Origin of the sequence: Gordonia hirsuta DSM 44140 = NBRC 16056, assembly GCF_000333015.1 — a bacterium.
GTDB lineage: Bacteria > Actinomycetota > Actinomycetes > Mycobacteriales > Mycobacteriaceae > Gordonia > Gordonia hirsuta.
In genome coordinates, this window is record NZ_BANT01000022.1 from 1 (window position 1) to 14,981 (window position 14,981).

At 67.6% G+C, this 14,981-nt stretch carries 14 protein-coding genes, 2 tRNA genes and 2 pseudogenes; 1 reads left to right on the forward strand and 17 read right to left on the reverse strand.

Going from position 1 to position 14,981, the window contains the following annotated elements; translation table 11 throughout:
* From GOHSU_RS16760 to GOHSU_RS08705, 17 genes and pseudogenes are all read right to left on the reverse strand, one after another.
* Positions 1 to 349: pseudogene (locus GOHSU_RS16760) on the reverse strand (hypothetical protein); the annotation flags it as partial.
* 69 nt (positions 350 to 418) lie between these two features.
* Positions 419 to 610: pseudogene (locus GOHSU_RS17375) on the reverse strand (translation initiation factor IF-2 N-terminal domain-containing protein); the annotation flags it as partial.
* 291 nt (positions 611 to 901) lie between these two features.
* Positions 902 to 1,318, reverse strand: a complete 417-nt coding sequence (ndk, locus tag GOHSU_RS08635; RefSeq protein WP_005939853.1) for a nucleoside-diphosphate kinase — start codon at positions 1,316 to 1,318, stop codon at positions 902 to 904.
* 66 nt (positions 1,319 to 1,384) lie between these two features.
* A complete protein-coding gene (locus GOHSU_RS16265) occupies positions 1,385 to 1,927 on the reverse strand; it encodes a hypothetical protein (protein ID WP_005939856.1) in 543 nt (180 codons plus the stop codon).
* 51 nt (positions 1,928 to 1,978) lie between these two features.
* Positions 1,979 to 2,377 (reverse strand): DUF4233 domain-containing protein, encoded by a 399-nt coding sequence (locus GOHSU_RS08645; protein WP_005939859.1) that lies wholly within the window; start codon positions 2,375 to 2,377, stop codon positions 1,979 to 1,981.
* On the reverse strand, positions 2,374 to 3,774 hold the full coding sequence (gene folC, locus GOHSU_RS08650; RefSeq protein WP_005939862.1) for a bifunctional tetrahydrofolate synthase/dihydrofolate synthase: 1,401 nt from the start codon (positions 3,772 to 3,774) through the stop codon (positions 2,374 to 2,376). Before folC ends, GOHSU_RS08645 begins: the two co-directional genes overlap by 4 nt.
* The gene (locus GOHSU_RS08655) at positions 3,771 to 6,425 is read right to left on the reverse strand and encodes a valine--tRNA ligase (protein ID WP_005939865.1); all 2,655 of its coding nucleotides are present in this window, start codon (positions 6,423 to 6,425) and stop codon (positions 3,771 to 3,773) included. The genes folC and GOHSU_RS08655 overlap by 4 nt, the downstream gene beginning before the upstream one ends.
* 397 nt (positions 6,426 to 6,822) lie before the next feature.
* Positions 6,823 to 6,987, reverse strand: coding sequence for a hypothetical protein (locus GOHSU_RS16765; protein ID WP_155821075.1), 165 nt, complete (start codon positions 6,985 to 6,987; stop codon positions 6,823 to 6,825).
* Positions 6,988 to 7,057: 70 nt separating this feature from the next.
* Positions 7,058 to 7,657, reverse strand: coding sequence for a molybdenum cofactor guanylyltransferase (mobA, locus tag GOHSU_RS08665; protein WP_029760046.1), 600 nt, complete (start codon positions 7,655 to 7,657; stop codon positions 7,058 to 7,060).
* A gap of 55 nt (positions 7,658 to 7,712) precedes the next feature.
* The gene (locus GOHSU_RS16770; RefSeq protein WP_005939872.1) at positions 7,713 to 8,423 is read right to left on the reverse strand and encodes a DUF2510 domain-containing protein; all 711 of its coding nucleotides are present in this window, start codon (positions 8,421 to 8,423) and stop codon (positions 7,713 to 7,715) included.
* Between the two features lie 47 nt (positions 8,424 to 8,470).
* On the reverse strand, positions 8,471 to 9,088 hold the full coding sequence (sodC, locus tag GOHSU_RS08675; RefSeq protein WP_005939874.1) for a superoxide dismutase[Cu-Zn]: 618 nt from the start codon (positions 9,086 to 9,088) through the stop codon (positions 8,471 to 8,473).
* A gap of 70 nt (positions 9,089 to 9,158) precedes the next feature.
* Positions 9,159 to 10,433, reverse strand: a complete 1,275-nt coding sequence (gene clpX, locus GOHSU_RS08680) for an ATP-dependent Clp protease ATP-binding subunit ClpX (protein ID WP_005939877.1) — start codon at positions 10,431 to 10,433, stop codon at positions 9,159 to 9,161.
* A 182-nt stretch (positions 10,434 to 10,615) separates the two neighbouring features.
* A complete protein-coding gene (locus GOHSU_RS08685; RefSeq protein ID WP_005939882.1) occupies positions 10,616 to 11,293 on the reverse strand; it encodes an ATP-dependent Clp protease proteolytic subunit in 678 nt (225 codons plus the stop codon).
* 47 nt (positions 11,294 to 11,340) lie between these two features.
* A complete protein-coding gene (locus tag GOHSU_RS08690; protein WP_051139554.1) occupies positions 11,341 to 11,961 on the reverse strand; it encodes an ATP-dependent Clp protease proteolytic subunit in 621 nt (206 codons plus the stop codon).
* Between the two features lie 253 nt (positions 11,962 to 12,214).
* The gene (tig, locus tag GOHSU_RS08695; protein WP_005939888.1) at positions 12,215 to 13,570 is read right to left on the reverse strand and encodes a trigger factor; all 1,356 of its coding nucleotides are present in this window, start codon (positions 13,568 to 13,570) and stop codon (positions 12,215 to 12,217) included.
* 42 nt (positions 13,571 to 13,612) lie between these two features.
* A tRNA-Pro gene (locus GOHSU_RS08700) sits at positions 13,613 to 13,689 on the reverse strand.
* Positions 13,690 to 13,733: 44 nt separating this feature from the next.
* Positions 13,734 to 13,807: transfer RNA gene (locus GOHSU_RS08705), tRNA-Gly, on the reverse strand.
* A 452-nt stretch (positions 13,808 to 14,259) separates the two neighbouring features.
* Here GOHSU_RS08705 and GOHSU_RS08710 point away from each other — a divergent pair.
* Positions 14,260 to 14,955 carry a L,D-transpeptidase gene (locus tag GOHSU_RS08710; protein ID WP_005939891.1) on the forward strand — a complete coding sequence of 232 codons (696 nt, stop codon included), beginning with the start codon at positions 14,260 to 14,262 and terminating at the stop codon, positions 14,953 to 14,955.
* The last annotated feature ends 26 nt before the right edge of the window (positions 14,956 to 14,981 follow it).

Here is a 14,981-nt window from a genome sequence, read left to right on the forward strand (position 1 = left end):
GACGCCGGCGCCTGCTGCGCTGCGTGGCCTCGCCGTCCGTCCCGTCGGCGCTGTCGGCGCTGTCGGTCTTCTCGTCCTGCTCGTCTTGCTCGGACTGCTCGGACTGCTCGGGTTTCTCGGCCTCGTCGGTGTCCGTGGTCTCGGTGCCGGTTGCGGCTTCGGGTGCCGATTCCGCTGTCTCGGTCGAGCCGTCCGCCGGCCCGCTGCCGGCTGCGGTGCGGTTCCGTTCCTCGGCGACCACCGGTTCCGGCGTCGTCGGCGGCAGGAACAGCGGGGCTGTCTCGGCGGCCGCCGCGGCCGGCACGGCCGGCTCCTCGACGGCGACGGCCGAGAAGAGCGATTCGGTCACCGGTGCGACCGTGTGCGCCTGGTCTGCGGGCGCCGCGTCGTCTGGGGCTGCGAGGCGATCGGCGACTGCCTGTGCCTCGTCCCGGCTGACGGACGAGGACGCCGAACGGGCGAGAATGCCCATGTCTTGCAGGTGCGCGAGCGCTTCCCGGCTGGTGATACCCAGCGTTCGGGCGAGCGCATGCACGCGGAGTCGTAGGGGAAATGTTTCCGCCGAATCATCCGATGCCTGTGCATCGGTCGGCGACCCGTTATCGGTCACGTGGTCTCCTTGAGACCCCCGGGCGCGTCACTGCGGACTGCGAGGCGACGCGGCCACGCGAGGATCTTCGCTATGTGTGCGGCCGTCTCCGGCCGGGTGTTGTGTGGTCTTCGCGCCGCACAGGACGCCTTGCTTCACAACCATCGTCGCGCGGGCCGTGGGTGACGGCCCCTGCGCGGCTGGTGGTCCGATCGGGATGCCAAAGTGTGACAGCCCCGACCGGACAAGTATCCCACACGTTCACCCGAATACTGCACACGGCAGGCGATCGGGTGGAGAACAGGTGACGTCTTACGAGTTCAGGGACGGGAACCAGAGTGCGATCTCGCGCGCGGCGGACTCGGGAGAATCCGAGCCGTGCACGATGTTGAACTGCGTCTGCAGACCGAAGTCACCGCGAATGGTGCCCGGGGTCGCCTTCTCCACCGGATCGGTGCCGCCGGCCAGCTGCCGGAAGGCCGGGATCGCCCGGTCACCGGCGACCACCATCGCCACGACGGGCCCGGAGGTAATGAACTCCAGCAGTTCCCCGAAGAAGGGGCGCTCGGCGTGTTCGGCGTAGTGCTCGGAGGCCAGTTCGGTACTGACCTGCCGCAGTTCGAGGGCGGCGAGGGTCAGGCCCTTGCGTTCGATACGGGCGATCACTTCCCCGACCAGTCCGCGCTGGACGCCGTCGGGCTTGATGAGGACGAGAGTCTGTTCAGTCACGAGGACACACTGTACTGCCCGGCCCGACGCCCGCGCGCACCGGTCGCGGCCGCCCGATCTCCGCGGTCAGGAACGCGGACAGTACTGGCGGTCGACCGACCAGACGCCGTAGTCGAACAGGTTGCCCGCCGAAGAGTGCGGGTCGATGATGATCTGCAAGCAGGCTCCCGGTGTCCGCACCGCTGCGGTCAGTTCACGGCCCATCTGCCGGGCGAGCGCGTCATTGGCCGCACGGTACTGCGGTGGCACAGGCAGGGCACGGATGGCATCTCCCGGGCGCTGGGCGGCCAACCAGAGGGTGGCATTGCGGGTGGCCAGGTAGCCGAACGCGCCGTTCGGCACGGGCATGGGCGCACCGGGTTCGATCATCTCGTCGGCCGGCAACGGCCCGGGCACATCCTTCTGCATCTGCGGGCCCGGTGGGGTGCGCTTCTGCTGCTCGGCCAGGTCATCGGTGTCGACGACGGTGGTGTTGGGGATGCCTCCGGCGAAGACCGCCCCGGGGACGAGCCCCTGCGGGAACGCCTGGGCGGGGGTGCTCACCAACAGCATGGCGGTCAGCGGCAGCACGGCTGCCCCGGCGACCACCCAGCGGCGACGTCGCGTCATCTCATCCAATCTCTCGCCCCGACCCGATCTCGGCAGCCAGTGTAACCGAGATCAGAGGGGATGCTGGCCGGGCAACATCCCGCGCGCGATGCGCCGCTGCACATCGCGCTTGATGTAGACGATGTAGACCCATACGCACAGGAAGACCACGCCCACCACTGCGATGGACCAGTGGAACAGGACGCCGCCGATGATCACCGGCACCTGCATCCCCAGGTTCGCCGGTAGCGACCACGACCGTCCCTGCATGCCGCTGAGCAGGATCATCACCACGCAGAGGATCCCCAGATACAGTCCCGAAGCCCACGTCACCCCGTCGCCGAGGGTCGCCACCACCGGGAAGGTCAGGCCGATGACGATCGCCTCCAGGATCAGCACCGCGGCGTTGATGCCGCGAAAGCCCTTCCAGGGGTCGGTCGCCGGAGCGGAGAACTCGGGGGTGGCGCTCATGCGGGCTCCTTGCCGAACAGTGTGCGGGCCGCGCCGGCGGTGACCACCGACCCGGTGATCACCACGCCCGCCCCGGACAGGGTCTCGTCGTCGCCCTCTTCGGCCAGCCCGATGGCAGCGGTGACCGCGTCCGGCAGGAAGGGCTCGATACGGACCCGGTCCTCGCCGAAGACCTCCACGGCCAGCTCACCGAGCACCTCCGGGTCCACCCCGCGCGTCGACCCGTTGTAGGTGATGACGACCGAATCCAGGACCGGTTCGAGCTGGTCGAGGAAGCCGCGGGCATCCTTGTCGCCGAGCATCGCGATCACCCCGATCAGCCGTCGGAAGTCGAATTCCTCGGTCAGGGTGCGGGCCAGGGCAGCACCGCCGTGCGGGTTGTGTGCCGCATCGGCGAAGACGCTGGGGGCTGCGCGCAAACGCTCCATCCGGCCGGGACTGGCGACCTCGGCGAAGCCGGCGCGGACCTGCTCGACGTCGAGCTGCCGATCGGGTCCTGCGCCGAAGAAGGCCTCGACCGCAGCCAGTGCCAGCGCGGCGTTCTGACCCTGGTGTTCGCCGTGCAGCGGCAGGAAGATGTCGTCGTACACCCCGCCCAGACCCTGGATCCGCAGCAGCTGCCCGCCGACGGCGGTGGTCGACTCCAGCACGGCGAACTCCGAGTCCTGCCGGGCCACGACGGCCTCGGCGGCCACCGCCTCGCGCAGCAGCACGTCCATCACCTCGGGCTGCTGCGGTGCGATGACGGCGACGCAGTCGTCGGGGACGAGCGCGTCCTGGCTCGCTGTGGCGATGATCCCGGCCTTCTCCCCCGCGATCTGCACCAGGGTGTCCCCCAGATAGTCTGTGTGGTCCAGTCCGATCGGCGTGATCACCGCGACCGCGGCGTCGATCACGTTGGTCGCATCCCAGCGCCCGCCCATCCCGGTCTCGACGACGGCCACCTCGATGGGGGCCTCGGCGAAGGCGGCGTAGGCCATCGCGGTGAGCACCTCGAACTTGCTCATCCGCGGGCCGTCGTCGGCGGTCGAGGAGTCGTCGACCATCTGGATGTAGGGCTCGAGGTCCCGGTAGGTCTCGACATAGGTCTGCGGGCTGATCGGCTGCCCGTCGATCGCGATGCGCTCGGTCACCAGCTGCAGGTGCGGGCTGGTGATCCGCCCGGTCCGGCGGCTGAAGGCGCGCAGCAGGGCGTCGATCATCCGGGTCACCGAGGTCTTGCCGTTGGTGCCGGCGATGTGGATCGAGGGATAGGCGTTCTGGGGGTTACCCAGCAGCTCCATCAGGGCGCTGATGCGGGTCAGCGAGGGCTCGATCCTGGTCTCCGGCCAGCGGGTGTCCAGTTCGGCTTCGACCGCTGCCAGCTCGGCGAGTTGTGCCTCGCGATCGGTGCTCACCGGGCCGCCAGTTCGTCGAGTTTGGCGGTGAGGCGCTCCACCTCGGCCACCGCCAGCTCCCGGCGCGCGGTGATCTTGGCGACCACGGCCTCGGGCGCCTTGGACAAGAACTGCTCGTTGCCCAGTTTGGCGGTGGTGCCGGCCAGTTCCTTTTCTGCGGCGGCCAGATCCTTGGCGGCGCGTTTGCGTTCGGCCTCCACATCGACCTGCCCGGAGGTGTCGATGGCCACGGTCGGGGTGCAGTCGGACAGCCGCACCTCGACGGTGGCGGTGGCCGAGAAGTCGTCCCCCGGCGCGGTCAGCTTGGCCAGGGACTCCAGGTACGGACGGGTTACGTCCAGCTCGGCGGCCAGACCGTCGACCCGGGCGGCGACCCGCTGGCCGGGGTTGAGGCCCTGGTCGCTGCGGAACCGGCGCACCTCGGTGACCAGTTTCTGCAGATCGTCGATCGCGGTGGAGGCCGCGGCGTCGCCGGGTTCACCGGAGGCCTGCGGCCAGGGCGCCACGACGACCGATTCGCCGCCGGTCAGCGCCTTCCACAGGACCTCGGTGACGAACGGCATCACCGGCGACAGGGCCCGCAGCAGCTTGTCCAGGACGGTGCCCAGCACCAGCGCGGTGGATGCCGCTCGCTCCGGGCCCTCGTGGTTCTGCACCTTGGCCAGTTCCAGGTACCAGTCGCAGACCTCGTCCCAGGCGAAGTGGTAGAGCGCCTCGCAGGCCTTGGCGAACTCGTAGGCGTCGAAGCCCTCGTCGACCTGGGTCAGGACCTGATCCAGGCGGCTGAGGATCCACCGGTCGGCGACGGTCAGGTCGCTGCGCGGCGGCAGCTCGCCCACGCGGGCGCCGTTCATCAGGGCGAAGCGGGTGGCGTTGAACAGTTTGGTGGCGAAGTTGCGAGCGCTCTGCGCATTGGATTCGCCGACCGAGATGTCGCTGCCCGGGTTGGCTCCGCGCGCCAGCGTGAAGCGCAGGGCGTCGGCGCCGTAGCGGTCCACCCAGTCCAGCGGATCGATGCCGTTGCCCTTGGACTTGCTCATCTTGCTGCCGTGCTCGTCCCGGACCAGCCCGTGCAGGAAGACGTTCTCGAAGGGCACCGTCGCATCGCGACCGGCCAGTCCGGCGTCGTCGAGCTTGCCGACGTAGGTGCCGAACATCATCATCCGGGCGACCCAGAAGAACAGGATGTCGTAGCCGGTGACCAGGACCGAAGTCGGATAGAACTTGTCCAGTTCCGGGGTCTGATCGGGCCAGCCCATCGTGGAGAACGGCCACAGCCCGGAGCTGAACCAGGTGTCGAGCACATCGGGGTCCTGCTCCCAGCCCGCCGGCGGGGTCTCGTCGGGTCCGAAGCAGCCGACCTGCCCGTCGGGGCCGTACCAGATCGGGATCCGGTGGCCCCACCACAGCTGCCGGGAGATGCACCAGTCGTGCATATCGTCGACCCAGTCGAACCAGCGCGGCTCCTGGCTCTGGGGGTGGATGACGGTGTCGCCGTTGCGCACCGCATCACCGGCCGCGGCGGCCAGCGCCTCGACCTTGACCCACCACTGCATGGACAGCCGCGGTTCGATCGTCTCGCCGGAGCGTTCGGAGTGCCCGACGCTGTGCATGTACGGCCGGACCTCCTTGACGATGCGGCCCTGCTCGGCCAGCGCCTCGCGCACCGCGACGCGGGCCGCGAAGCGGTCGAGCCCGTCGAACCGGGTTCCGGTGTCGGCGATGGCGCCGGTGGCGTCCATGATGGTCGGCATCGGCAGGTTGTGGCGCAGCCCCATCGCGAAGTCGTTGGGGTCGTGGGCGGGGGTGATCTTGACGGCGCCGGAACCGAATTCGGGGTCGACGTAGTCGTCGGCGATCACCGGGATCGTCCGTTCCAGGAACGGGTGCGCCAGCGTCGTGCCGACCAGGTGCCGGTAGCGCTCGTCGTCGGGGTGCACGGCGATCGCGGTGTCACCGAGCATGGTTTCCATCCGGGTGGTGGCCACCACGATGTGCGGCTCGTCGTCGTTCATGGAGCCGTACCGGAACGACACCAGTTCGCCGTCGACCTCCTCGAACTTCACCTCGATGTCGCTGATAGCGGTCTGCAGCACCGGCGACCAGTTGACCAGGCGTTCGGCCCGGTAGATCAGGCCGTCGTCGTAGAGCTTCTTGAAGATGGTCTGGACCGCACGCGAGAGGCCCTCGTCCATGGTGAACCGGTCGCGGCTCCAGTCGACGCCGTCGCCGATGCGGCGCATCTGCCCGGCGATGGTGCCGCCGGACTGCGCCTTCCACTCCCAGACCTTCTCCAGGAAGGCCTCCCGGCCCAGGTCCTCCTTGCGGATGCCCTCGTCGGCGAGCCGGTTGGCGACGATGTTCTGGGTGGCGATACCGGCGTGATCCATCCCCGGCAGCCACAGCACCTCATAGCCCTGCATCCGCTTACGGCGGGTCAGCGTATCCATGATGGTGTGGTCCAGGGCGTGACCCATGTGCAGCGAACCGGTGACGTTCGGCGGGGGCAATACGATCGAATACCCCGGCTTGTCGCTGGCCGGGTCGGCGGTGAAGTAGCCGGCCTCTACCCAACCGTTGTAGAGCTCTTCTTCGTGCTCGGCGGGATTCCAGGCAGCGGGAAGCGAACCGTTCGCGTCAGGGGTGGTCACAGCGACATTCTAGGGGATCGGCGACTCCGGGCTCTCCTCGGATGCTGCGCACCGCCGGACACAGCCGTCACACACAGCCGTCACCGCTGTCCACAACCGTCACCGATCGGTGCCAACCGTGACGGCTATGCACACTCCGGCCGAAGATCGGTGACGGATATGCCCGTCGCGGCTCAGCCCGGCACACCGAAGGTCGCGATGCCGGGCAGTTGCCAGGGCCCACCGGACGAGATGATCGTGGTGACTCCGACGATCTGTCCCGGACCGGTGTGCAGCCGCAGACGCAGAGGTCCGCTGAACGGCCCCGGACACGGGCGGACGGTGCCCGAGCCCGACCGCAGCGTTGCAGTATTCGTGTAGTCGAAACGCACCAGCGTGCCCGCAGCCCCGCGGCGCTCTAACCGCTCCAGGCACCCAGGCCCTGACTCAGGAGTCCCTGCGCCGGCAGTTGCGGCGCAGGAACCGGTGCGGCCACCGCCGAGGGCGCTGCCAGCAGGGCTCCGGCGGCCCCCACTGCCGTCGCAGCGGCCATCCTCGACCAGATGGAAGTGATGACGGTCATGACGACCTCCCGCCGATGCGATTGCCGTACTGGTGAATCGCTCAGTTGACGACCGTCGTTACCGGACCGATCAGGCGCGGAGCCGGTGCAGATCTTCGGGTGAGTCGACATTGGTCAGCCATGCCGGATCACTGACGCCGACCCGGTGGGTCTGGATGGCATCGAGGGCGGCGACCATCCGTTGTTCGCCGCTATCGAGCAGGTCCACCAGGACCGGCACCACGCGGGTGCGGTAGATCGCTGCCATCGGATGGTCACGACCACCGTCGTGGACCACGACCGCATCGGCAGAGGTGGTCAGCCCGTGCAGCAACTCATCGATCAGTTCCGGGGCGATCATCGGCATATCGGTCGCGCACACGAAGGCAGCCGGCGAGTCGGCGGCTTCGGCGGCCTCCAACGCGGCCACCAGACCGCCCAGTGGACCGCTGCCGATCGGCTCGGACGTGATCCAGTCGACGTCTTCGACATCGCGCAGCTCGGCGTAGGCCTGGGAGGTGTTCGATGCGGCCACCAGGACCGGGGAGCATCGCTGAGCGAGCACATCGGTCACCACCGTCAGCAGTGGTCGCCCCTCCCATTCCATGGAGGCCTTGTCCTGTCCCATGCGCCGCGAGCGGCCGCCCGCCAGGACGACACCGGCGAGATTGAGTTGTCTGTGCTCGGTCATGCTCACCAGTGTCTCGCAGCGAAGGGCCGCCAACGGGGCGATCGGCCGAAGCGGCTCACTGAATGTGCTCGGTCCAGCGGTAGCCGTCCCACCAGCGGCGCTGGTTCGGATTTCCGGGGTGCTGGTACCAGCCCGGCGGTGGGCCCATGGCCGGTTGCACCGGGGGCGGTTGCGGCGGGTTCGGGGGCGCCATCGCTGGCTGCACCGGTGTCGACGGCGGCGTGTGCGGAGACTGGCGGTTCTGATCGGGATCCGGCGGCGCCGAGCGGTGTTCGGGCTGCGTCGCCGGGTAGGCCACCCGGGCTGGTTGCGGTACCGGTCCGGCGGCGCTCGCGGCGGGCAACCCGGCTGCCACCGCATTCCGCAGACACGCGACGAAGACCGAACCGTCCTTCTTGCCCACCTGATATCGCAGCGACTGTCCGCTCGCAGCGATCTTGATCGTGCCGTGAATCAGGCGTCCGGCCATGCTCACCGAGTCGACAGCCGCCAACGGGGCGTCGAACTGCTCCTGAGCCACTTTCGACTCCTGGACGAAGAGGAACCGCGAACTGGTCACCACCAGCACACCGTAGGTGATCTGCGCCAGTCTGAAGTCCTCGAACTTGGTCACTTCTTCGCCAGGGGTCGCCAGGCAGATCACCTCGACCGTCTCCGTCGGCTGCAGGATCCGGTTGAGCGCCTGAAGCGACTTCTTGCCGCCAGAGGTCGACTTCAATCTGCCGTAAGCGGCCGCGAGATCAGGCCGCAGATCGGTTGTCCCCATGGCGCACGATCATACCGTCACCCGGCCGCCTCACCGGTGAACCCCGATCAGTCCTGCGACCCCGCGGAGATCACGCCACACGCCACCCGAGCGCCGGCGTCACCGGTGGCCAGCGTCTCCTCGTCCGGGCCGGGGGTGCCGTCGTTCTGCCGGTACTTGTCCGACGGGATGTTGGCAAAGTTGTCCGACCCGGCGTGGATGATCAGCGAGGTCCCCTTGCCGGCCTCCAGGTCGGCTTTGGTGAACGAGCTCGAGGTGGTCTCCAGCAGCGCCGAGCCGTCACCGCGCACCTGCAGCGAACTCAGGTCACCGCTGGAGGGATGTCCGGTGTGGCCCGGGGCCTGGAAGTGCCCACCGGCCGAGGCGAAGTCGGCGGCTTCGCCCCCGCCGGGCGGCTGCGAGTTCGGTGCGCACTCACCGACCGAATGGATGTGCAGTCCGTGAAAGCCCGGGCTCAGTTTCCCCGGCTCGGTGGTCTTGACCTCCACCGTCACATAGCCGTCATCGAACTCCAGCTCGGCGGTGGCGATCTGTGCGCCGCTCGCGTCGTGCAGCGGAACCGACAGGGTGTCGCGATCATCGTCGGAGGCGCACCCCGACAGTACGACTGCCGCGGCTGCGGCCACGATGGTTCCGGACAGGATTCTGCGGCGTATGACGGTCATGTCTTCCACGGTAACCGGCGGTGCGCTGCACGCAAGGCAGGGCAGCCTCACCGATGGCGGTGCACCGGCGTCAGGCGGACTTCTCCCGCGGCTCCCGCTTCTTGCGCGGCACCACCGTCGGCAGCACGTTGTCGTTGACGGTCTCGGCGGTCACCACGACCTTCTCCACATCGGTGCGGCTGGGGATGTCGTACATCACCGGCAGCAGCACCTCCTCCATGATGGCGCGCAGACCGCGGGCACCGGTGCCGCGCAGGATCGCCTGATCGGCGACGGCCTCCAGGGCGTCCGGGGTGAACTCGAGTTCCACATCGTCCATGTCGAAGAGCTTGCGGTACTGCTTGACCAGCGCGTTCTTCGGATCCGACAGGATCGAGACCAGCGCGTCGCGGTCGAGGTTGGTCACCGAGGCGATCATCGGCAGCCGGCCGATGAACTCGGGGATCAGGCCGAACTTGATCAGGTCCTCGGGCATCACATCGGCGAAGTGATCGGTGGTGTCGATCTCGTTCTTCCGGGCGACCTCGTTGCCGAAGCCGATCCCGCGCTTGCCGACACGTTCGGCGACGATCTTCTCCAGACCCGCGAACGCACCGGCCACGATGAACAGCACATTGGTGGTGTCGATCTGGATGAACTCCTGGTGCGGATGCTTGCGGCCGCCCTGCGGGGGCACCGAGGCCTGGGTGCCCTCCAGGATCTTCAGCAGCGCCTGCTGCACGCCTTCACCGGAGACGTCCCGGGTGATCGACGGGTTCTCGCTCTTGCGGGCGACCTTGTCGACCTCGTCGATGTAGATGATGCCGGTCTCGGCGCGCTTGACGTCGTAGTCGGCGGCCTGGATCAGCTTGAGCAGGATGTTCTCCACGTCCTCGCCGACATAGCCGGCTTCGGTGAGCGCGGTGGCATCGGCGATGGCGAAGGGGACGTTGAGCATCTTGGCCAGCGTCTGCGCCAGGTAGGTCTTCCCGCAGCCGGTCGGGCCGAGCATCAGGATGTTGCTCTTGGCCAGTTCGACGCTCTCGCCGCCGCGCGGCTCCTTCTTGTCGCCGGCCTGGATGCGCTTGTAGTGGTTGTAGACGGCCACGGCCAGGGTGCGCTTGGCGGTGTCCTGCCCCACCACGTAGGTGTCGAGGAACTCGCGGATCTCGGCGGGCTTGGGCAGCTCGTCGAGCTTCACATCACTGGTCTCGGCCAGCTCCTCTTCGATGATCTCGTTGCACAGATCGATGCACTCGTCACAGATGTACACCCCCGGCCCGGCGATCAGCTTTTTGACCTGCTTCTGGGACTTACCGCAGAACGAGCACTTCAGCAGGTCGCCACCATCTCCGATACGTGCCATCTTGCCTGCACCAACTTCCTGATCTGCGCGTACTCAAGGGTACCTGCGCGCCTACTGGTCAATCTGTTTTCCGGAGCCTCGCCTGGGGGTGGCCGTCCTCCGAAGCTGACCTTCGAGCCTACGGACTCGGTCAGCCGCCGACCGGGCGCACGACACCGGCGTGTCGTGCACCCGGCCGCGGGTCAGCGTGCGGACTTCTTGCGGTAGTCGAAGACCTCGTCGACGATCCCGTACTCCTTGGCCTGTTCGGCCGACAGGATGTTGTCGCGGTCGGTGTCGCGGCGGATGGTCTCGGGGTCCTGACCGGTGTGCCGGGCCAGGATGTCGTCGAGCCGGTTGCGGATGCGCTCGATCTCGGCGGCCTGGATCTCCAGATCCGACACCTGCCCCTGGAAGGCACCGCCGGTGCGGGGCTGGTGGATCAGCACGGTGGCGTTAGGCAGTGCCGCCCGCTTGCCGGGGGTACCGGCGGCCAGCAGGATCGCCGCAGCCGAGGCGGCCTCGCCCAGGCAGACGGTCACGATGTCGCAGTGCACGTACTGCATGGTGTCGTAGATGGCCAGCATGTCGTGGACGCTGCCGCCGGGTGAGTTGATGTACATCGTGATGTCGCGATCGGGATCCTGGCTCTCCAGGACCAGCAGCTGCGCCATCACGTCGTTGGCGACGGTCTGGTCGATCGGCGTGCCGACAAAGACGATGCGCTCCTCGAACAGCTTGGCGTAGGGGTCGTACTGCCGCTGCCCGTTCGGGGTGTTCTCGATGAACGAGGGCAGGATGTAGCGGGCCTGGATCTCCTTGAGCGCCAGAGCCGAATCGGGGATGCCGGCGCGAACGTCGGCCGGAAGATTGCTGTACATGGATTCTCCGGTGAGGTGGTGGTGGCTGGCGGGTGCGACCGGGCGGCTCATGCGCCCGGGTTGGCGACGCTGGTCACCACATGGTCGACGATTCCGTATTCCTGGGCCTCGGTCGCGGTGAACCACTTGTCGCGATCGGCGTCGGCTTCGATCTTCTCCAGCGGCTGACCGGTGAACTCGGCGTTGAGCCGGTTCATCTCCTTCTTGGTGGCCGCGAACTGCTCGGCCTGGATGGCGATGTCGGCTGCGGTACCGCCGATGCCCGCCGACGGCTGGTGCATCATGATCCGCGCGTGCGGCAGCGCGTGGCGCTTGCCCTTGGTGCCGGCGGCCAGCAGGAACTGGCCCATCGAAGCGGCCATGCCCATCGCGTAGGTGGCCACATCGCACGGTGCCAGCTGCATGGTGTCGAAGATCGCCATACCGGCGGTCACGCTGCCGCCGGGCGAGTTGATGTACAGGTTGATGTCGCGACTCGGGTCCTCGGCGGCCAGCAGCAAGATCTGCGCGCAGAGGCGGTTGGCGATGTCGTCGTCGACCTGGGTGCCCAGGAAGATGATGCGCTCACGCAGCAGCCGCTCGAAGACCGAATCGGTCAGATTCAGTCCGGCGACGCCGGAGCTCATGGTGGGCGGCGTGTAGAGGTTGCTCACGGTTGCAGTTCCCATCTGTCGAAGGGTGCCATCGCGTGAATGGCACCAGGCGCGTCACCGACATTAATCACTTTCGGGGCCCCAGTTGTTCCCCACACCCCGGCGATTCGCTGACAGCAGAACAGATCGGTCGATGTTCGACGACGACGAACCAGCCCGCCGTAGACCTCACCGCTGCGCAGGCAGCGGTCCGCAGATGCCCGCAGCCGGGACCGGAGAAAGATCCGGTCCCGGCTGCGGGAGGTACTGCGCGGTGCAGGCGGTCGGCTCAGGCCTGCTCGTCTGCCGCGGTCTCGGCGTCGTCGTCCGAGCCGAAGAACGCCGCGGTGTCGATCACCTCGCCGTTGGTGTCGGTGACGGTCACCGCTCCGATCACCGAAGCCAGGGCCTTGTTGCGACGCACATCGGCGTACAGGGCGCCGACCTGGTTCGCGTTCTGCAACTGCTCGATGAACTCCTGCGGCGGCATACCGTAGCGCTGGGCCTGCATGATGATCTGCTGGGTCAGCTCGTTCTGGTCCACCTCGGTGCCCTCGGCGTCGGCGATCGCGTCCAGCAGCAGCTGGGTGCGGACCGACTTCTCGGCGGCCTCGGTCGACTCGGCGTCCCACTGCTCGCGGGTCTTGTCCTGGGCCTCCAGGAACTTGGCCAGCTGCGCGTCGTCGTGACCCAGGGCGTGGATCAGCTGGTGCTGAGTGGCCTCGACCTCGTCCTCGACCACCTTGGCCGGCAGCGGGAAGTCGGCATCGTCGAGCAACTGCTCCAGGACCGCATCGCGGATCGCACCGGCCTGCTCGTACTTCTTGGAGTCGGTCACCTGGCTGCGGATGTTCTCGCGCAGCTCGTCGGCGGTGTCGAACTCGCTGGCCATCTGAGCGAACTCGTCGTCGAACTCGGGAAGCTCGCGCTCCTTGACCGTCTGCACGGTGGCGGTCACCTCGGCCTGGCTGCCGGCGTGCTCACCGGCGATCAGGGTGGTGGTGAAGGTGGCCGACTCGCCGGCCTTGTGCCCGGTGATCGCCTCGTCCAGACCGTCGATCAGGTCGCCGTTGCCGACCTCGTGCGACAGGCCCTCGGTGGCCGCGTCGGGGACGTCGGCACCGTCGACGGTCGCCGACAGATCCAGCGTCACGAAGTCGCCCTCGGCGGCGCCGCGGTCGACCTGCACCAGGGTGCCGAAGCGCTGACGCAGGCTCTCGATCTGCTCCTCGACATCGGCGTCGCTGATCTCGATCGGGTCGACCTGCACCGAGAGATCGGCGAAGACCGGCAGGGTGATCTCCGGACGCACATCCACCTCGGCGGTGAAGGTCAGCGGCTCGCCGTAGACCAGCTCCCCCAGATCGATGTCGGGCTGGCTGATGGCATTGGTCTCGGTCTCGGCCAGCGCCTGGCTGTACTTGGCCGGCAGCGCGTCGTTGACGACCTGCTCGAGCACCGCGTCACGGCCGATACGAGCTTCGATGATCTTGGCCGGAACCTTGCCCGGACGAAAGCCCGGAACCCGGATCTGCTGAGCCAGCGCCTGGTATGCGCGATCGAAGTCGCCGGACAGCTCCTCGAAGGGAACCTCGACATTCAGCTTGACTCGGGTCGGGCTCAGCTGCTCGACGGTGCTCTTCACGACGTTGGTGCTCCTTGTTGATTGCTGTCTCACGATGTCTGCTGGTCGGGATGACAGGATTTGAACCTGCGACCCTCCGCTCCCAAAGCGGATGCGCTACCAAGCTGCGCCACATCCCGTAGAAGGCCCGAGCCGCAGCGCATCCGCTGCGGCCCGGGCCCTCTGGAGCGGGTGACGGGAATCGAACCCGCGTAGCTAGTTTGGAAGACTAGGGCTCTACCATTGAGCTACACCCGCGTTGCCCCGTGAAGCACAGCCTTCCCGGTGCGCTGAAGACTCTACGGCAGATGCCGACCAGACCTCAAAGCGCCTCCCGAGAAGCTGCCGGAACACGACCCCGGCCGGTGTCGGCATCGCGCACCCTCAACTGCCAAACCGCCAGGCCGAAGACGAGATTCATCCGGATCACCCGGGCGCGCCGAACGGGCGATCACGCCGGCGCGTGCCGTGTCCCGGTGCTCGGTCCGATTGCTCCGTCCGCCCCGACCGCACCGGGCGGCGTGGGTGGCTTGCGCCTCAAGGTGAGACAGCTCACCGGCCCGCTATCAGGCCTTCGAGCAGCGGTTTCGTTGTTTCCTCAGAGACTTTTCAGGCGGAGGTCCTTGGCCGAACGGCAACAGTTGTGTAACGATGCGTGGGTACGTCACGGGGGACGTCATTCCATGACACCTAACGAAAGTTTGACCACAGTGTTTTCCGCCAAGACTCCGGGCCGCCGCAAGCGCCTGTCTGCCCGCTTCACCGCTGTCGCTGCCGCTGCGGCATCTCTGTCGCTGGTCGCTCCGGCCGCTGCTCAGGCCGCACCGGTGACCGTCTGGCCGAACGGCCCGGTCGTCGAGGTGCCGGAGATCCAGTTACCGCCGCTTCCCGGCGCACCGACGACACCGAAGAAGCAGAAGCCGACCACGCCGGAGACGCCGGGCGTGCCGGCTATGCCGAACGTGTCCACGCCGACCGGCTGGGTCGCCCTGGCCGTGGACGGCGATCACACCATCTACTGGTGGAAGGACGGCCGCTTCGTCAAGAAGATGCCGATCTCGATGGGCTCGGACCGGCACCCGACTCCTAACGGCGTGTACCGGACCATGGAGAAGTACCGCAACATGATCATGGACAGCTCCACCTACGGTGTCCCGATCGATTCCCCGGACGGCTACCGCACCGAGGTCGAGTACGCGGTGCGCATGTCCAACTCGGGCATCTTCATCCACGCGGCACCGTGGTCGGTGGCGCAGCAGGGCAAGACCAACGTGAGCCACGGCTGCATCAACGTCAGCACCGAGAACGGCAAGTGGATCTACGAGAACATCGGTGGCGGCACCCCGATCGTGGTGCGCGGCACCGTCGGCGGCGGTAACCAGAACACCAACCGCGTCGGTTCCTGATCGACCAACGACCATGAGGCCCCTCC